Annotated in this window: 16 protein-coding genes; 7 read left to right on the top strand and 9 right to left on the bottom strand. The window is 71.1% G+C overall.

The features are described from left to right. Positions 1-73: 73 nt before the first annotated feature. Positions 74-844: a TetR/AcrR family transcriptional regulator gene (locus ACLJQF_RS43135; RefSeq protein WP_410616095.1), complete on the bottom strand. Its 771-nt coding sequence runs from the start codon at positions 842-844 to the stop codon at positions 74-76. A 61-nt stretch (positions 845-905) separates the two neighbouring features. On the opposite strand from ACLJQF_RS43135, the gene ACLJQF_RS43130 reads away from it, so the two are divergent. Further along, positions 906-1,319, top strand: coding sequence for a DUF1992 domain-containing protein (locus ACLJQF_RS43130; protein ID WP_410616094.1), 414 nt, complete (start codon positions 906-908; stop codon positions 1,317-1,319). On the opposite strand, the gene ACLJQF_RS43125 is transcribed toward ACLJQF_RS43130, so the two are convergent. After that, the gene (locus ACLJQF_RS43125; protein ID WP_410616093.1) at positions 1,302-1,946 is read right to left on the bottom strand and encodes a YidC/Oxa1 family membrane protein insertase; all 645 of its coding nucleotides are present in this window, start codon (positions 1,944-1,946) and stop codon (positions 1,302-1,304) included. The genes ACLJQF_RS43130 and ACLJQF_RS43125 overlap by 18 nt on opposite strands. 63 nt (positions 1,947-2,009) lie before the next feature. Then, a complete protein-coding gene (locus ACLJQF_RS43120) occupies positions 2,010-2,282 on the bottom strand; it encodes a DUF6412 domain-containing protein (protein ID WP_410616092.1) in 273 nt (90 codons plus the stop codon). Positions 2,283-2,351: 69 nt separating this feature from the next. Between ACLJQF_RS43120 and ACLJQF_RS43115 the strand changes: the two genes are divergently transcribed. From ACLJQF_RS43115 to ACLJQF_RS43100, 4 genes are all read left to right on the top strand, one after another. After that, a complete protein-coding gene (locus ACLJQF_RS43115; RefSeq protein WP_410616091.1) occupies positions 2,352-3,473 on the top strand; it encodes a metallophosphoesterase in 1,122 nt (373 codons plus the stop codon). A gap of 86 nt (positions 3,474-3,559) precedes the next feature. Next, complete coding sequence (locus ACLJQF_RS43110) at positions 3,560-4,351, top strand: alpha/beta fold hydrolase (protein WP_410616090.1); 792 nt, start codon at positions 3,560-3,562, stop codon at positions 4,349-4,351. A 47-nt stretch (positions 4,352-4,398) separates the two neighbouring features. Continuing rightward, the gene (locus ACLJQF_RS43105) at positions 4,399-6,864 is read left to right on the top strand and encodes a hypothetical protein (protein ID WP_410616089.1); all 2,466 of its coding nucleotides are present in this window, start codon (positions 4,399-4,401) and stop codon (positions 6,862-6,864) included. Positions 6,865-6,918: 54 nt separating this feature from the next. Further along, positions 6,919-7,566: an HAD family hydrolase gene (locus ACLJQF_RS43100; protein ID WP_410616088.1), complete on the top strand. Its 648-nt coding sequence runs from the start codon at positions 6,919-6,921 to the stop codon at positions 7,564-7,566. On the opposite strand, the gene ACLJQF_RS43095 is transcribed toward ACLJQF_RS43100, so the two are convergent. Continuing rightward, positions 7,556-8,023, bottom strand: a complete 468-nt coding sequence (locus ACLJQF_RS43095; RefSeq protein WP_410616087.1) for an NUDIX domain-containing protein — start codon at positions 8,021-8,023, stop codon at positions 7,556-7,558. The two genes, ACLJQF_RS43100 and ACLJQF_RS43095, sit on opposite strands and share 11 nt — an antisense overlap. A gap of 113 nt (positions 8,024-8,136) precedes the next feature. Between ACLJQF_RS43095 and ACLJQF_RS43090 the strand changes: the two genes are divergently transcribed. Further along, a complete protein-coding gene (locus ACLJQF_RS43090) occupies positions 8,137-8,577 on the top strand; it encodes a DoxX family protein (RefSeq protein ID WP_410616086.1) in 441 nt (146 codons plus the stop codon). 71 nt (positions 8,578-8,648) lie between these two features. Here ACLJQF_RS43090 and ACLJQF_RS43085 read toward each other — a convergent pair whose 3' ends face one another. The 5 genes from ACLJQF_RS43085 to ACLJQF_RS43065 all read right to left on the bottom strand — a co-directional run bounded on the left by ACLJQF_RS43085 (position 8,649) and on the right by ACLJQF_RS43065 (position 13,835). Further along, complete coding sequence (locus ACLJQF_RS43085) at positions 8,649-9,251, bottom strand: GTP-binding protein (RefSeq protein WP_103344348.1); 603 nt, start codon at positions 9,249-9,251, stop codon at positions 8,649-8,651. Next, positions 9,232-9,603, bottom strand: a complete 372-nt coding sequence (locus ACLJQF_RS43080) for a DUF742 domain-containing protein (protein ID WP_020640886.1) — start codon at positions 9,601-9,603, stop codon at positions 9,232-9,234. The genes ACLJQF_RS43085 and ACLJQF_RS43080 overlap by 20 nt, the downstream gene beginning before the upstream one ends. Further along, positions 9,600-10,016: a roadblock/LC7 domain-containing protein gene (locus tag ACLJQF_RS43075; RefSeq protein WP_043776694.1), complete on the bottom strand. Its 417-nt coding sequence runs from the start codon at positions 10,014-10,016 to the stop codon at positions 9,600-9,602. The genes ACLJQF_RS43080 and ACLJQF_RS43075 overlap by 4 nt, the downstream gene beginning before the upstream one ends. After that, positions 10,016-12,631, bottom strand: a complete 2,616-nt coding sequence (locus tag ACLJQF_RS43070; RefSeq protein WP_410616085.1) for a nitrate- and nitrite sensing domain-containing protein — start codon at positions 12,629-12,631, stop codon at positions 10,016-10,018. Before ACLJQF_RS43070 ends, ACLJQF_RS43075 begins: the two co-directional genes overlap by 1 nt. A 547-nt stretch (positions 12,632-13,178) precedes the next feature. Continuing rightward, the gene (locus ACLJQF_RS43065) at positions 13,179-13,835 is read right to left on the bottom strand and encodes a transcriptional regulator (protein WP_410616084.1); all 657 of its coding nucleotides are present in this window, start codon (positions 13,833-13,835) and stop codon (positions 13,179-13,181) included. Positions 13,836-14,044: 209 nt separating this feature from the next. Here ACLJQF_RS43065 and ACLJQF_RS43060 point away from each other — a divergent pair, with 209 nt between their 5' ends. Continuing rightward, positions 14,045-15,901 carry an AMP-dependent synthetase/ligase gene (locus ACLJQF_RS43060; protein WP_410616083.1) on the top strand — a complete coding sequence of 619 codons (1,857 nt, stop codon included), beginning with the start codon at positions 14,045-14,047 and terminating at the stop codon, positions 15,899-15,901. Positions 15,902-15,922 lie beyond the last annotated feature (21 nt).

The raw sequence follows: 15,922 nt of genomic DNA, 5'->3' as shown, positions 1-15,922 counted from the left end.
CCGTGGCGGGGGGTCGGGAGTGGTAATTCGGGTTCTAACCCGAATTACCACTCACGACCAGCTGCGGCAGACACTAGTCCACCAGGGCCTGGATGCCGTCGAGCATCCGGTTCAGGCCGAACTCGTACGCCGTGTCCCCCTGCGCTTTCGCGCCCTCGTCGAAGCCGCCGCCGAGCCAGACGCGGTTCATCGCCGGGTGCGCGTCGACGACGAAGTAGTTCTCCCAGAACGACGACCGCTGGTGCCACCACGCCTCGGTCGACTGGCCGGTGCTGCGCTCCAGCCGGGTGTTCTCCGCGTCGAGCGCGGCGTTCGCGTCGATGTACGTGCCGATCCCGTTGGCCGCCGCGACGGCCTGGCGCGGCGGCAGTCCCAGCTCGTCCATGATCGACAGCAGGTACTCCTGGCCCGCCAGCTGGCCGGGGCCCAGCGGCGGCCGGACGCGCGAGACCTCGCACAGCCACGGGTGGTCGCGGTAGGCCTGCCGGGTCCGCTCGGCGTAGAGCGCCACCTGCGCACGCCAGTCCTCGCGGCGCGGCTCACCCGGCCCGGGCAGCCGCCGCCCGACGAGCACGTCGTCGACCATCAGGTCCACCAGCTCGGCCTTGCCGGGCACGTAGGTGTAGAGCGTCATCGTGCCCGCGCCGAGCTCCTTGGCGACGCGGTGCATCGACGCGGCGGCCAGCCCGTCGGCGTCCGCGACCGTGACGGCGGCCGCGACGATCCGCTCGATCGTCAGCGTCGGGCGGCGGCCCCTGGTCGGTTCGGCGGCGGCGCCGCGGGCGCGCCAGAGCAACGCGAGCGTCCGGTCGACGTCCTCGGCGCCACTGCGTTCGACGGTCATGCGGTCCCCTCGCTTGTCGTCCGGAGATTACCCTGGAAGCGGACGGAGGGGGTGTGAGGAGATGACCGCACGCAAACCACCCAAGGTGTCTTTTCGCTGGTGGGTCGACCGGCAGATCGCCCAGGCGCGGGAGCGCGGCGAGTTCGACGACCTGCCCGGCACCGGCAAGCCGCTGCCGAGGCCCACCGGCAACGACGCCGCGACCGACTGGGTGCTCCGCGAAGTCCGGAAGGGCGGGCACGACACGAAGGCGCTGCTGCCGCCGTCGCTCGCACTCAAGCGCGAAGTCCAGGACCTGCCGGAGCGGCTCGCCGGGGAGCGGACCGAACGGCAGGTCCGGGACGTCGTCGAGGATCTCAACACCCGGATCCGCCAGGCCTACCTCAACCACCACACCGGGCCGCCGCTCACGGTGGCGCTGGTGGACGTCGAAGCGGTGGTCGAGGACTGGCGGCGCTCACGAGCCGCGTCGTAGCAACGCCCGCTCCGCCGCACTCCACGCGGTCGTGGTGAGCAGGTAGATCCCGGCGGCCTGTGGCACGACGAGCGTCGCGAGCACGGTGCCGTAGGGCAGCAGCCGCAGCAGCTTGCCGCCGGGAACCTCGGCCGTGACGGCTTGGAGACGCACCGAAAACCACGCGACGACGGCGAGCCCGGCCGCGATCACGAACACGAGCGGGCTGCCGCCGAGGCCGTGCGCGCCCAGCGGCGTCCCCAGCAGCGTCGCGCCGAGCAGCGAGTTGGGTTCGCCGCCGATCGTGGCCGTGGTGAACAGCCGGTACATGACCGTGAAGAACGGCAGCTGCAGCAGCATCGGCAGGCAGCCGACGAACAGCGACGTCCCGGACTCCTGCTGCAGCTTCGTCATCTCCGCGGCCAGCCGTTCGCGGTCGCCGCCGTGCTTCTCCTGCAGCGCCCGGATCTCCGGCAGCAGGACGGCCCGGGCTCGTTCGCCGCGGGCCGCCGATCGGGCGAGCGGGTGCAGCAACAGCCGCACGGCGAGGGTGAAGACGACGATCGCCAGCGCCGTCGAGAGCGGGCCGGTCAGGGCGTGGATCAGGTGGTACGCGCCTTCGACGGGCACGTCGAGAAAGCCGAACATGGGCAGCACTCCGCATGAGTGGAAGGGGGGTGGGTGAGCGGAATGGCTGCGTCGAAGAGGTTCCTACGCAGCCGTGCTGCGAGAACCGGGTGCTCGTGGCCTGCTGCGACCGGGCCGGCCGGGGTCACGGAGCCGGATCGACTCGGCGAGCCGGGCCCGGCGGCGCAAGGCCGTGGCGCGGCTGCGGACCGGCACCGACCACAGCGCGAGTTCGGCGCGGTGCGTACTGCCGACCAGCAGGACGACCAAGAGGCTCGCGGCGGCGAGGGAAGCGAAGGCGACCAGCGCGACCGGGCCGGCCAGTGCGGGGAACGCCAGCTCCAGCAACGTGGTCACAGCGCCCCCCTTCCGTCCTCTCCAGCGTAGCGAAAATGCTAAGAGCCCGATGGGCTGTAACCTGGTTCGATGAGAGGCCCCCAACTCGCCGTGCCGCTCCTGGCGCTGCTCCTGCTGTTCACCGTCCCCTGGTGGACGCTGGTTCTCGCGCCTGAGTGGGGCACCGCCGGCACGCTCGCCGGGACAGCGCTGTTCGCGCTGGGCCTGGTGACGATGCCGGTCGCCATGGTTCGCGGCCACGGGCGCCGCCAGCGCGACGGCGCCGCGCGGCTCGGTGACTCGCTGCTCGCCGTGATCTGGGTGCTGTTCAGCTGGTCCGTCCTGAGCCTGGTGCTGCGGGTCGCGCTGCTCGGCGTCGACGACCCGGCGCGGTCGCGGATCGTCGCGGGTGCGACCGCGCTGATCGCGGCCGGGCTGCTGGTGCACGGCAACCGCGTCGCCATGCGCGTGCCGCCGGTGAAGGCGGTCGACGTCGTCATCCCGCGGCTCGGGCCGGGGCTCGACGGCCTGCGCGTCGCCGTGCTGACCGACACCCACTTCGGGCCGATCGACCGGACGAAGTGGTCGGAGAAGGTCGTCGCGGCGGTCAACGCGCTCGAGGCGGACGTCGTCTGCCACGCCGGCGACCTCGCCGACGGCGCGGTGGCCAAGCGCCGCAAGCAGGTCGACCCGCTCGGCGGCGTCCAGGCCGGGCTCGGGCGGTTCTACATCACCGGCAACCACGAGTACTTCGGCGAGGCCCAGGCGTGGCTCGACCACATGGAGGGGCTCGGCTGGGACACGCTGCACAACCGTTCGACGCTGCTCGAGCGGGCCGGCGACCGGATCCTCTTCGCCGGCATCGACGACCCGACCGGCACGGCGTCCGGCCTGCCCGGCCACGGCCCCGACCTGGCCGCGGCGCTGACCGGCCGGCCCGCCGACGTCCCGGTGGTGCTGCTGGCGCACCAGCCGAAGCAGGTCCGCGAAGCGCGCGAGGCGGGCGTCGACCTGCAGATCTCCGGGCACACGCACGGCGGGCAGATCTGGCCGTTCCACTTCCTGGTGCGGTTCGACCAGCCGACGCTGTCCGGCCTGACCCGGCACGGGGAGACGCAGCTGTACAACAGCCGCGGCACGGGGTTCTGGGGCCCGCCGTTCCGGATCTTCGCGCCCAGCGAGATCACGCTCCTGACCTTGCGTTCGGCCTGAGGTTCGCCCCGGGATCCTCCGAGCCGGGCTCACCGACAAATTTTTTTGTCTTGACAGATGGATGCGTCGGAGTCAGGCTTGTCCGCATGACGACGACAACCTCTGCTGACGGCACCCGGATCGCTTACACCCGCGCCGGGTCCGGCCCCGCGCTCGTCCTCGTGGACGGCGCGCTGTGCTACCGCGGCTCGTCTCCCAACGACGCGCTGGCGAAGGAACTGGCCACGCACTTCACCGTGTACACCTACGACCGCCGCGGCCGGGGCGAGAGCGGGGACGCCGGGCCGTACGAGGTCCGGCGCGAAGTCGAGGACCTCGCCGCGGTCGTCAAGGAGGCGGGCGGCGAGGCGTTCCTGTTCGGCATTTCGTCGGGTGTCGCCTTGGCTCTCGAAGCGGCTCCTCGGCTGGCAGTCCGGAAACTGGCGCTGTACGAGCCACCGTTCATCGTCGACGGCACCCGTCGCCGGGTCCCGGAGGACTACGTGGCCCGGCTCGACCAGGCGCTGAAGGAGGGCAAGCGCGGCAAGGCGGTGAAGATGTTCATGACCGAAGGCGTCGGCCTGGGCGGCGTGATGGTGGCGATGATGCGGATCATGCCGTTCTGGCCCAAGCTCAAGCGGGTGGCCCACACGATCCCGTACGACACGGCGATGGTGATCGACCACCAGGCGGGCGAGCCCCTGCCGGCGGCCTGGCCGGAGGTGAAGATCCCGGCACTGGTCATCGACGGCGGCCGCAGCCCGGACTGGATGCGCAACGGCGTGGCCTCGCTGGCGAAGGTCCTGCCGTCGGCGGAGTACCGGACGCTGCCGGGCCAGACGCACATCGTGAAGGCGGCGGCACTGGCCCCGGTGCTGAAGGAGTTCTTCCTCGCCTAGGTGGCGCTTGTACCCGTTTTGTACGGCCGCGCCCGATCGTGGCGGCCATGAGACGCCTGCTGTCCGCCACGCTCGCCGCCGCCCTGGCCACCGGACTGCTCGCCGCCGCCACGCCGGCGGGCGCGGCCGATCTCCGGATTCCCAACGGCGGGTTCGACCAGGGCCTGACCGGCTGGAGCGGGTCGCACAGTCCCGGCGGGTTCACCGCCGTGACGTGGGACGGGCGCACCGCGGCGCGCGTGGACGACACGTCCCCGGACAACGCCTACGGCCGGGAGAGCCAGCCGGGGCTACCCGCCACCGCCGGTGTCCGGTACACCGCCTACGCCCAGGTCTGGACCGAGAGCGGCACGGCCGACCTCTACCTGCGGTTCCGCGACGCCGGCGGGCAGCTGCTCGGCAGCGTGACCGGCGGTCCGGTCTCCGGCCGCAAGTGGAACACCGCCACGGCTTCCGGTGTGGCGCCCGCGGGCACCACCACCGTCTCGGCGCTCGTCTACTCGGGCGTCGGCAACGTCGGCACCGCGTACTGGGACGAGGTGGTGATCGGCAAGGACGACACCGACCTCGGCGTCCAGCTGGAAAGCAGCGTCCCCAACGCCACCACCTTCGCCGGCGGCAAGGCCTACGCGGTCTACACCGGCACCGCCGACAGCAACCCCCAGCTGGCGGTCATCGACGTCGCCACCGAAAAGGTCACCTCGAAGCTCACCTTCCCGGACACCGCCGACACCCCCACCGTCGGCGGCTGGGCCGCCACCACGGCCACCGACGGCAGCGTCTACCTGGGCACCTATCCGAACTCGAAGCTGTACCGCCACGTGCCGGGCAGCACCACGCTGACCGATCTCGGCCGCGCCGAAAGCGGGTACTCGTTCATCTGGGACCTCGAAGCCGGCGCGAACGGCAAGGTCTACGGCGGCACCTACAACAACGGCCGCTACTTCAAGTACGACAACGGCACGTTCACCACGATCGGCGCCACCCCGATCGTCGCCGGCGCGGAGTACGTGCGCAGCATCGCCCACGACCCGGCCGCCAACGCGACCTACCTCGGCACCGGGACGAACGCTTCGCTGGTGCGCTACGACAACGTCACCGGGCGGACCGACAGCCTGCTGCCCGCCGAGTACGCGCACAACTCCATGGTGGGCGGGCTGACCTGGACCGGCGGCCGGCTGTTCGCCTGGTTCGACCGGACGCTGCTCGTGCTGCAGGTCGTCAAGGACGCCGACGGCTCGTACCGCTCGGTGGTCGACGCGGCGATCACCGACACCGACCTGCACCACTCCCCGGCCGCGGACGGGAAGGTCTGGTTCGTCAAGGACGGGCTCCTGCAGTCCTACGACATCGCCACCAAGGCGGTGCAGGCGACGGCCGTCCGGCCCGACCTCGACGTCACCGGCTACAGCTGGGAGGACGGCACGCTCGCCGGCCTCGGCGCGGGACCGGACGGCACCCGGATCTTCAAGTACCGCCCGGCGACCGGCGCGTCGAGCACCCGGCTCGTCACCGGCACCCCGGTGCTGCCCGCCGCGATCAACGCGCTCGGCACCGGCCCGGACGGCAAGATCTACACCGGCGGGTACCTCACCGGCGGCACCGGCGTGTACGACCCGCTGCACGGCAACGCCGACGACAACCACCCGGACACGAAGACCCTCACCGGCCTCAACCAGACCGACAGCCTGCTGGCCCACGACGGGAAGCTCTACATCGGCGTCTACCCGTCGGCCAGGCTGTACAGCTACGAGCCGGGCGGCGAGTGGCCGCCGAAGCTGCAGTACACCGGCGGCGCCGCGGGCGACAAGGCCGCCGACTGCCGCGCGGGCGAAGGCCCGCCCCCGCAGGACCGCCCCTACGCACTGGCCGGCGCGCCCGACGGGACCGTCTACGTGGGAACGGTGCCGAAGTACGGCAAGCGCAGCGGCGCGCTGAGCATCTGGAAGGACGGCACGCCGGGCCGGACCGTGTGCGTCGTCCCCGACCAGGCGGTGGTCTCCCTGGCGTACGCGGGCGGCAAGGTCTTCGGCGGCACGTCGACGCGGGGCGCGCTGGGCGTCAGCCCGGTGTTCGCGCCGGGCGCGTCGGCCGAGGTGTTCGCCTACGACCCGGCGAACGGCGCGGTGACGCGGTACCCGCTCCCCTCCACCAGGGCGGTCACCGCACTGACCGAGGTGGACGGCCAGATCTGGGGCCTGGCCGGTGGATCCCTGCTCACGTTCGACCCGGCCTCGCCGGGAGCGATGAAGACGCAGCGGCTGTTCCCGGACCCGGACTACGACGCGAAGTCGACGATGGCGTGGCGCGACGGCGTGCTGCTGACGGTGCCGAAGGACCCGGACCACGTGTACGGCACCCAGGGCGACCGGATCTTCAAGATCGACAAGGCCACCAAGGCGGTCACGGTCCTGCTGACCAAGGCGGGTATGGAGGACCTGACGGCCGACCGGTTCGACGACCTGTACTACAAGATCGGTGAACGCCTGTACCGGCTGACCGTCCACCCGTAGGACCTCGTCACAACTCCCTTGCCCGGTCGATCACCGACCGGGCAGGGTGCAGGCGTGCCCACCCGCGCCCTGGTCTTCGACTTCGACGGCACCCTCGCCGACACCGAGTCCGCCGTCCTGCAGTCCTGGCAGGCCGTCTTCCGCGAGCACGGGACCGAACTGCCGCTCGACGCCTGGTACGCCGTCATCGGTACGCAGCACACCACGCCCGCCATGTTCGCTCTGCTCGCCGAACACGTCCCCGGCATCGATCCGGAAGCGCTGCGGCCCAAGACCCGGGCGCACGTCCTCCGGCTCCTCGAAAACCTCGGTCCGCGCGAAGGGGTCCGGACCTACCTCGACGCCGCGCGCGAGCAGGGCCTCAAGCTGGCCGTCGCGTCCAGTTCGTCCGGCGCCTGGGTGAACCCGCACCTCGAACGGCTCGGCATCGACGGCTACTTCGACGCGGTGCTCACCGGGGACCTCCACAAGGCCAAGCCCGACCCCGACCTCTACCTCGCGGCCCTCGATGCGCTCGGAACGGAAGCCGAAGACGCCATCGCCTTCGAGGACACCCCGCACGGCGTCACCTCCGCCAAGGCCGCCGGCCTGACCTGCGTCGCCGTGCCGAACGCGATCACCCGGAGCCTGGACTTCGGGCAGGCGGACGTCGTGCTGCCGTCGTTCACCGCCAAGCCGCTCGAGGCGCTGCTCAGCCGCTGACCAGGGCCAGCAGCCGGTCCAGGAACGGCACCTGGCCCTTCACCAGCTTCTCCCGGGCGTCCGCGAGGGAGAACCACGCGACCCGGTCGACCTCGGGGAACTCCTGCTGCCGGCCCGAGCGGGGCGGCCACTCCATGGAGAATGTCCCGGGCACCACGGAGGCCGGGTCGAGGTCGGCCTCGACCGCCCACGCCGTGACGACCTTGCCGCCCGACTGCTTCACCACGCCCAGCCCGGTGTACTCGCCCTCGGGCGCGGGCAGCCCCAGCTCCTCCTCGAACTCCCGCCGGGCCGCCTCCTCAGGCGACTCGTCCGGGTCGAGCTCGCCCTTGGGCAGCGACCACGCGCCCGCGTCCTTCTTCGCCCAGAACGGCCCGCCCATGTGCCCGAGCAGCACCTCGACGTTTTCGCCGCGGCCGCGGTAGAGCAGGAGCCCGGCACTCTGTTTGCCCGCCATGGGGACAGTCTCCCGAAACTCTTCCAAGATTTTTTCACGAGGGTGTCGAATCCGGCCGGGGTCCGCTCGACGCATGGGCAGAAGGCAAGCAGAACCCAGGGAAGGAACCCACCATGACCGCCACCATCGCCCGCGAAACCCGGACCACCGACGCCCCGGCCAAGACCCAGGTCACCGGCATCGTGGTCGGCGCGAGCCGGATCGTGATCTCGTTCCTGTTCGGCTTCCACGGCCTGCAGGGATTCGGCTTCTTCGGCGGGATCGACGGCCAGGGCGGCGGCGTCCCGTTCGGCTCCTGGCCCGGCTGGTGGGGCAGCGTGCTCGAACTCGCCGGCGCCGTCCTGCTGCTGACCGGGCTCGCCAGCAGGCCGGCCGCGATCCTGCTCTCCGGCGTGATGGCCTACGCCTACTTCACCGTGCACGCACCGATGGGACTGCTGCCGCTGCAGAACATGGGCGAGCCGTCGGCGGTCTACGCGTGGGTCTTCCTGCTGTTCGCCGCGATCGGCCCGGGCCGGTTCGCGCTCGACAACCTGCTCAAGCGACGCCGCTGAACCCCCAAAGCTCGTGAAGGCCACCTTGAGGAACTACAAGTTCCTCAAGGTGGCCTTCACGAGCTTTCCGGTCAGTAGCCGCCCTGGGCGGCCGCGAGGTCGGACCGCGCCATCACGTGTTCCATCAGGCTGGTCAGCACCTGCTTCGTCGAGTCCCGCTCACGCGCGTCGCACAGCAGCAGCGGGACGTCCATGCCGACGTCGAGCGCCTGCCGGACCTCCTCCGTGCCGTAGCGGTACGCCCCGTCGAAGCAGTTCACGCCGACGACGAACGGCAGGTTGCGGCGCTCGAAGAAGTCCACCGCGGCGAAGCAGCTGTCGAGCCGGCGCGTGTCGGCCAGCACGACGGCGCCGAGCGCGCCCTCGGCCAGCTCGTCCCACATGAACCAGAACCGGTCCTGCCCCGGCGTGCCGAACAGGTACAGGATCAGGTCCGGGTTGATCGTGATGCGGCCGAAGTCGAGCGCGACCGTCGTGGTGGTCTTCTGCTCGACACCGGAGAGGTCGTCGACACCCTCGGACGCAGTCGTGATGACCTCTTCGGTTCGCAGTGGCGGCACTTCGCTCACCGAACCGACCATCGTGGTCTTGCCGACCCCGAACCCGCCGGCGATGAGTACCTTGACCGCGGTCGCGGTCAGGTTCCGCCGGGGGTCAGAGTTTCCGGATGCCATCAAGGACCGCCTGCAATACGTGTCGGTTGGGGGATTCCTGTGCCGGTGCCGCGGTACGGAACAGCACCAGGTTCTGCTCGATGAGGTCGCTCAGCATCACCTTCACCACGGGCAGCGGGAGATCGACCCGGGCGGCCACCTCGGCCACCGAGACCGGCCGCTGGCACAAGGCGATGATGCGGGCGTACTCCGGTTCGAGCATGCCTGCCTCGTGCGCGGTGCGCAGCGCGACCACGAGCGTGATGAGGTCGAGCCCGAGCGTGTCCGACCGGGTGCGGCCGCCCGTGACCGCGTAGGACCGGACCAGCGGGCCGGCCTCGTCGTCGAACCAGGCTTCGTGCCGTGCGCTCATGGGGCAGTGGGCTGCGCGCCGGCGGTCCGCGGGGCCGAGGTGAGCACCTGGCCGACCCGCTTCACCATCAGGTTCATTTCGTACGCGACCAGCCCCATGTCCGCGTCTTCACGGGCCAGCAGGGCGAGGCAGGCGCCTCGCCCGGCCGCCGTCACGAACAGGAACGCGTGGTCCATCTCGACCATCGTCTGACGGACGTTGCCGCCGCCGAAGTGCCGCCCGGTGCCGCGGGCCAGGCTCTGGAACGCCGAAGCCACCGCGGACAGGTGTTCGGCGTCCTCCTCGGAAAGGTTTCCCGACCTTCCGATGAGCAGGCCGTCCGAGGACAGCACCACCGCCCGGTCCGCCCCGGCGACCCGCTTGACGAGGTCGTCCAGCAGCCAGTCGAGCTCGTGGGCGCCTGAGTTGACCATTACTCGCGCTCTCCGTACCTGTCGTCGTTCTCGGAAAAGTCTTCGTCTCGGGCCCGCCGGGTGCCTTGCTGGAAGGCGGAGAGCCTGCTGCGGGCGGCCTCCGGCGAGTCCAGCCGGACCTCTTCGCGTTCCTGCGTCGCGGGCTTGTCCTCCCGCAGCTGGGGCACGAGGCTCTGCTGACGTCGCCGCTGCGGCAGCGGCGGCCGGCCGGGCGCCTCCGGGCGGCGCGGCTGTTGCGGGCGGCTTTCCGGCGTCGCCGCGGCACGCGGTTCCTGCGGCGGCCACGCCGGCTGCTGCGCGGCCGGACGCGCCGGGCGCGAAGTCCGGACGGGCGGGGCGGGCGGGCGGACCGCGGCCACCGGCTGAGCCTGGGTCGGCTGGCTCATCGGCTCCGACACGGACCCGACCGGGACCGGCGTCGGCGCGGACGGCGGCTGGGCCGGCGAAGGCTGGGAGACCGGCGGCTGGACCGGGGCCGGCGGGACGGCCATCGGCGGCACCGGCGTGGGCGGCTGGGTCACGGCCGCGGGAGCCGTCGGGGGCGCCGGCGGTGCGGCCGGCTCGGTGCGGTGCCGGGCCGGGCGGCGCACCGGCCGCTTGAGCGGCGCGACCTCGTCGTTGGCCGTGGTCTCCGGCTCGGCCAGGTTCGGCACGAGCTCCGGCTTCGGCGGGGTGATCGGCTGCTCCGGCTCGGACTCCGCCAAGGGAGCCAACAGGTCGGTGCGCACCAGCACGATGGCCCGGGTGCCGCCGTAGGCGGACTCCCGCAGGTGCACCTGGATGCCGTGGCGGGCGGCCAGCCGCGCGACCACGAACAGGCCCAGGCGGGGCTCGTCCGACAGCGCCATGATCCCGAAGTCCGGCGGGTCGGACAGCATCGTGTTGATCTCTTCGGTCTGGTCCGGCTCGAGCCCGAGGCCCTGGTCCTCGACCTCGATCACGACGCCCTTGCCGACCACGTTGCCGCGGATCTCGACCCGCGACTGCGGCGGCGAGAACGCCGTCGCGTTGTCGATCAGCTCGGCGAGCAGGTGCACGAGGTCGCCGACGACCGGGCCGCGGACGGCGATCTGCGGCAGCACCGCCGCCTTGACCCTGGCGAAGTCCTCGGTCTCGGCGGACGCGCCGCGGACCAGCTCGGCCAGCCCGACCGGGTTGCGCCACTGGCGGCCCGGCTGCCCGCCGCCGAGGATGATCAGGTTCTCGGCGTTGCGGCGGGCGCGGGTGGAGAGGTGGTCGAGCTGGAACAGCGTGTCCAGCTGCTCCGGGTCCTCCTGCTTGCGCTCGGCCTGGTCGAGCACCTTGAGCTGGCGGTGCACGATGACCTGGCTGCGGTGGGCGATGTTGAGGAACACCGTCTTGGTGCCCTCCCTGGTCTTCGCCTCGTTGATGGCGGCCGCGATGGCGGTCTGCTGCGCCTTGTTGAAGGCGTCGGCGACCTGGCCGATCTCGTCGGTGCCGTGGTCGAGGAAGTGCCCGCCCTCTTCGAGGTCGACGGGCTCGCCGGCCTGGACACGCGCGACCAGTTCGGGCAGCCGGACCTCGGCCGCGTCGAGGGTGTCCTCACGCAGCCGGTGCAGCCGGCCGATGAGCCGGTTCGACAGCCGGACGGCGACGAAGACCACGAAGATCGCGAACAGGACGGCGATCACGCCGGCGATCAGCGACTCGGTGAACGTCGAGTCCGCGTCGTTGATCGCGGCCTGGCTCGCGTTCGAGCTCTGCAGGATGAAGATGCCCATCAGCGCGGCACCGACCTGGCGGGCCGCGGCGCGCCACTGGTCCTGCGGCACCGGCAGCTTCGACAGGTCACCGCGCAGGAACGCGGTCTCGACCTGGTTCACCGTCTGCCACGGCTGGCTGGCCAGCAGCTCGTCGTACTTGGCTTTGACCTCGGGGATCAGCTTCGGCGCCGACGAGTCGAGTTGGACGTGGTAGGCACCGACCTGGCCGACGTAGGTCCGGAAGTCGTCGTTGCTCAGCCCGCCCGCGGCCAGCCCGGCGGCGGCGAGCGCGTCACTGCGCTGCATCCCGTCGGCCGCGGTGAACAGCGGGATGGCGGTCAGCCGGTCGAACGCGTTCTGGGCGCCACGCGCGTTCTGGGCCAGCCCGGCCACGCCGTCGATGAACTGGTCGATCATCTTGTTGTAATAGGCAAAGGCCTGGTTGAGCTGCATCTGGCCGCTGTCGATCGCCTGCCGGTTCTGCGGCAGCTGCTGGAACAACCCGAAGAAGGTGGTGATGTTCTTCAGCACGCTCGGCGGGGTGTCGTCGTAGTCGGCGAAGTTGTCCCTGAGGTACTGGACCGTCTTCGCGGCGTTCTCGTCCGTCTTCGGCCGAACGGCCGCGAGCACGGTGCGCTGGTTGCTCTGACCCGCGAGCAGGGTCAGGGTGGCCTGGCGCTCCTGCTGCAGCGAGGCGAGGAACGGGATCGACGGGGCTTCCGACCCCCGGATGCGGTTCGTGTAATCCCGGCCGGTGACGGCGTCGTAGATCAGGTAGCCCGCGAGGACCACGCCGACCAGCAACAGCGCGACACTGGGGACGAGCGCGATCGTGAGGACGCGCTTCCGAATCGAGGATCCCCGGTTGCGTCGAAGAGAAATCTGCTTCACCTGGGTCCGTTTTCCTTCCGGCAGTACATGGTTTCGGGTCGCCCGAGGCGGTCAACACCCGGATTCCGACCAGCCGGATCAACATCACCGTGGTCTGCTTCGCCCGCGACGACGTTAGGCAGCGCTCCAGGGCGCGTCAAGTCCGTGGCGATAACGTGATCTTGGATCGGTGATCCGTCCACACTCGCTGCCTGCGCTTGGAAAGTCCACCACCGTAAGTCGTGACCTTCGTCGCACGGCGGCTTTCGTTCCCCGTACGAATGTGAGCACCGGAAGCGCTCCCGGACCCTCCGCACGTCTCGGCCGGGCCCCACTACGTACAACAGCACCGAATCGTTCGGTGACGAACATCACGGACCCGCGCCGGCATCCCCGACGACCGTGATCGTCCGGAGTGGACGGCCCGGAGAGCGCGGAATGGGCAGGATTCACGAGCGCGACCGCGGATTCCCCGGGCCGGAAGCCGGAATTCCCGTTATTCCGCAACCGCAGCCGAGTGCTCCCGCTGCGCCGGTCCGGTACCGGTTCCGCGGCGCCGGCGATCCCGTCAGCCCGGGAACTCGTCGGCCAGCGTGTTCCAGAAGAGCAGTTCGTAGCTCTGGAACAGCCGCGCGCAGCGGTGCGCCTCGCGTTCGTCGAGCCGATGCGCGTCGAGGCCGGCCTGGATCGCGGCCAGCGCTTGTTCTTCAATTTCCGGAACGTCCGCCGCGAAAAAGTCGAAAAACGCGCACTGCTCGTCGGTGAAGCCGTAGTGCTCGCGCATGCCGGCGGCGACGTCCCGGCAGTACCGGCCGAAGGCGGCGAAGTTGGCGAAGATCCCCGCCGCGGTCGCCGACGACTCGCCGTTCAGCGCGAGCCAGGCGACGTAGGCCGGGTAGACCTGACAGCCCGCGCGCGGGCGTTCCTCCCCATGGTCCGGACCAGTCGCCGCCAGCAACGCGTCCAGCATCCCGTTCGCCTGCTGCTCGCCCGGCGCCAGCCCGCCGAAGAAGGTGCGCGCGTTCGGCTCGCCGGCCCGGGCGGCCAGCTCGTGGAAGCTCCGCCAATCGCTGAGGGTGATCAGCTTCTCCTCCGCGGCGAGCGCGGCGAACACCGCACGCGGCGCCCGGCCCGCGGTGATCAGCGGTACGAGCCGGTTGTCGTCGTCGCGCGGCGCGAGTTCGGCCTGGATCTTCACGAGCAGCTCACGAGCCGACCGCGTCATCGGTTCCCCCTGGCGTCCGTCCCCCACCGAAGCAGTCCTTCCATTGAAGCGCGGTTTCCGCGCGGACGCCCGTGTACACAGTGGACAGCCGTGGGAATCTGACCGCTATGTCCGTTTCGACGGTGCCGCTTCACGTGGCCGCGATTCTCTATCCACCTGCCCCGGGAGCCCTTACAGTGTGGCCATCCGCAGCACCGAGGAGGCCAGCGTTGACCACCCCGTCCGTCGCCGAGCAGACCGAAGGCCAGACGATCCCGCGGCTGCTGCACCGCAACGCGGTCGAGTACCCGGATCTGCCGGCGATCACCTCGCTCGACATCGAAGGACAGCCGACGCTGACGTGGGCGGAGTTCCGCACCGCGATCGCCGAGGTCTCCCGCGGGCTGGCCGGGCTCGGGCTCGCCCCGCGCGACCGCATGCTGATCATGGCGCCCGGCTGCCCGGACCACATCGTCGCCGACCTCGCCGCGACGCACCTGTCCGCGATCCCCTGCACCGCCTACGCCACCCTCAGCCCGGACCAGATCCGGTTCGTCGCGCGGCACAGCGCGGCGCCGGTCGTGGTGCTCGGCGGGGAAAGCGAGCTGGCGCGCTGGCGGCCGGTGCTCGACGACCTCCCGGCCCTGCGGCACGTCGTCGTCATGGACGAGACCGCGCTCCCCGCCGGCGACGACCGCTTCCTCTCCTTCGCCGATCTGCGCGCCCGGGGCCGGGAAGCGCTTGCCGCCGACCCGGACTCCTTCGAACGGTCCTGGCCGGAGATCAAGCCGGACGACCCGCTGTCCATGATCTACACCTCCGGCACCACCGGTGACCCGAAGGGTGTCGTGCTTTCGCACCGCAACGCGATCCACCAGGCGTACGCGGTCACCGAGCTGCACCACCCGCCGATGCACGCGACGAACATCGCGTACCTGCCGCTCGCGCACATCGCCGAGCGGGAGCTGTCGATCTACCTGCCGATCGTCTGGGCGGGGCACGTGCACACCCTGGCCGACCCGACGGGGGTCGTCGGCGCCCTCGGCAAGGTGCATCCGCAGAGCTTCTTCGGCGTCCCGCGCGTGTGGGAGAAGATGGTCGCCGGGCTCAAGAACATGCTCGGCGGCGTGCCCGAGGACCGGCGCACCGCGCTGCTGCAGGCGAACGAGCTGCTGCAGCAGGGCTACAAGCTGCGCAGCGCCGGGCAGCCGGTGCCCGCGGAGCTGGCCGAGAAGATCCGGCAGACCGACGAAGCCGCATTGGCGCCGGTGCGCGCGCTGCTCGGGCTCGACAAGGTGCTCGTCGCCTCCAGCGGCGCGGCTGCCATCCCGGTCGAGATCATCTACTTCCTGGCCGGGCTCGGCATCGAGATCTGCGAGGTCTGGGGCCTGTCCGAGACGACGGGAGCGGCGACGTCCAACTCCGGCGCGGCGTTCCGCGCGGGCACCGTCGGCAAGCCGCTGGACGGCGTCGAGGTGAAGGTCGCCGAGGACGGCGAGCTGCTGGTGCGCGGCCCGATCGTGTTCCTGGGCTACCTCCAGGAGGACGGCACGATCGCCGACGCCACCGACGCCGACGGCTGGCTGCCGACCGGCGACATCGGCACGGTCGACGAAGACGGCTTCGTGACGATCACCGACCGCAAGAAGGAACTGATCATCACCTCGAGCGGCAAGAACATCGCGCCGACCCGCGTCGAGGGCCTGCTCAAGGAGCACCCGCTGATCGGCCAGGCCGTCGCGATCGGCGACGACCGCCCGTACGTGACGGCGCTGATCGTGCTCGACGACGAGATCGCCCCCGGCTGGGCCGCGGCGAACGGCGTCGAGGCCGCCCCCGAAGACCTGGCGGACCACCCGGCGGTGCAGGCCGAGCTGGAACGCGCGGTCGAGTCGGCGAACAGCAGGCTCGCGCGGATCGAGCAGATCAAGCGCTACCACGTGCTGCCGAAGGCCTGGACGCCCGAATCCGGCGAGCTGACCCCGACGCTCAAGCTCAAGCGCCGGGTCATCAACGACCGCTACTCAGCCGACATCGAGGCCCTCTACACAGCCACCCGCGACCCGGAGCCGGCCGCAGGTTCCTAAGCCTGCCGGCCCCGTCGTGAG

Source organism: Amycolatopsis sp. lyj-109, assembly GCF_046548995.1.
Classification (GTDB): Bacteria; Actinomycetota; Actinomycetes; order Mycobacteriales; family Pseudonocardiaceae; genus Amycolatopsis.
This window is presented reverse-complemented; position numbering and strand designations above follow the sequence as displayed.

Bases quoted from the DNA above. Each gene is read 5' to 3' on its own strand.
- ACLJQF_RS43135 (WP_410616095.1), bottom strand. From the start codon at position 844: ATGACCGTCGAACGCAGTGGCGCCGAGGACGTCGACCGGACGCTCGCG.
- ACLJQF_RS43130 (WP_410616094.1), top strand. From the start codon at position 906: ATGACCGCACGCAAACCACCCAAGGTGTCTTTTCGCTGGTGGGTCGAC.
- ACLJQF_RS43125 (WP_410616093.1), bottom strand. From the start codon at position 1,946: ATGTTCGGCTTTCTCGACGTGCCCGTCGAAGGCGCGTACCACCTGATC.
- ACLJQF_RS43115 (WP_410616091.1), top strand. From the start codon at position 2,352: ATGAGAGGCCCCCAACTCGCCGTGCCGCTCCTGGCGCTGCTCCTGCTG.
- ACLJQF_RS43110 (WP_410616090.1), top strand. From the start codon at position 3,560: ATGACGACGACAACCTCTGCTGACGGCACCCGGATCGCTTACACCCGC.
- ACLJQF_RS43105 (WP_410616089.1), top strand. From the start codon at position 4,399: ATGAGACGCCTGCTGTCCGCCACGCTCGCCGCCGCCCTGGCCACCGGA.
- ACLJQF_RS43095 (WP_410616087.1), bottom strand. From the start codon at position 8,023: ATGGCGGGCAAACAGAGTGCCGGGCTCCTGCTCTACCGCGGCCGCGGC.
- ACLJQF_RS43090 (WP_410616086.1), top strand. From the start codon at position 8,137: ATGACCGCCACCATCGCCCGCGAAACCCGGACCACCGACGCCCCGGCC.
- ACLJQF_RS43085 (WP_103344348.1), bottom strand. From the start codon at position 9,251: ATGGCATCCGGAAACTCTGACCCCCGGCGGAACCTGACCGCGACCGCG.
- ACLJQF_RS43080 (WP_020640886.1), bottom strand. From the start codon at position 9,603: ATGAGCGCACGGCACGAAGCCTGGTTCGACGACGAGGCCGGCCCGCTG.
- ACLJQF_RS43075 (WP_043776694.1), bottom strand. From the start codon at position 10,016: ATGGTCAACTCAGGCGCCCACGAGCTCGACTGGCTGCTGGACGACCTC.
- ACLJQF_RS43065 (WP_410616084.1), bottom strand. From the start codon at position 13,835: ATGACGCGGTCGGCTCGTGAGCTGCTCGTGAAGATCCAGGCCGAACTC.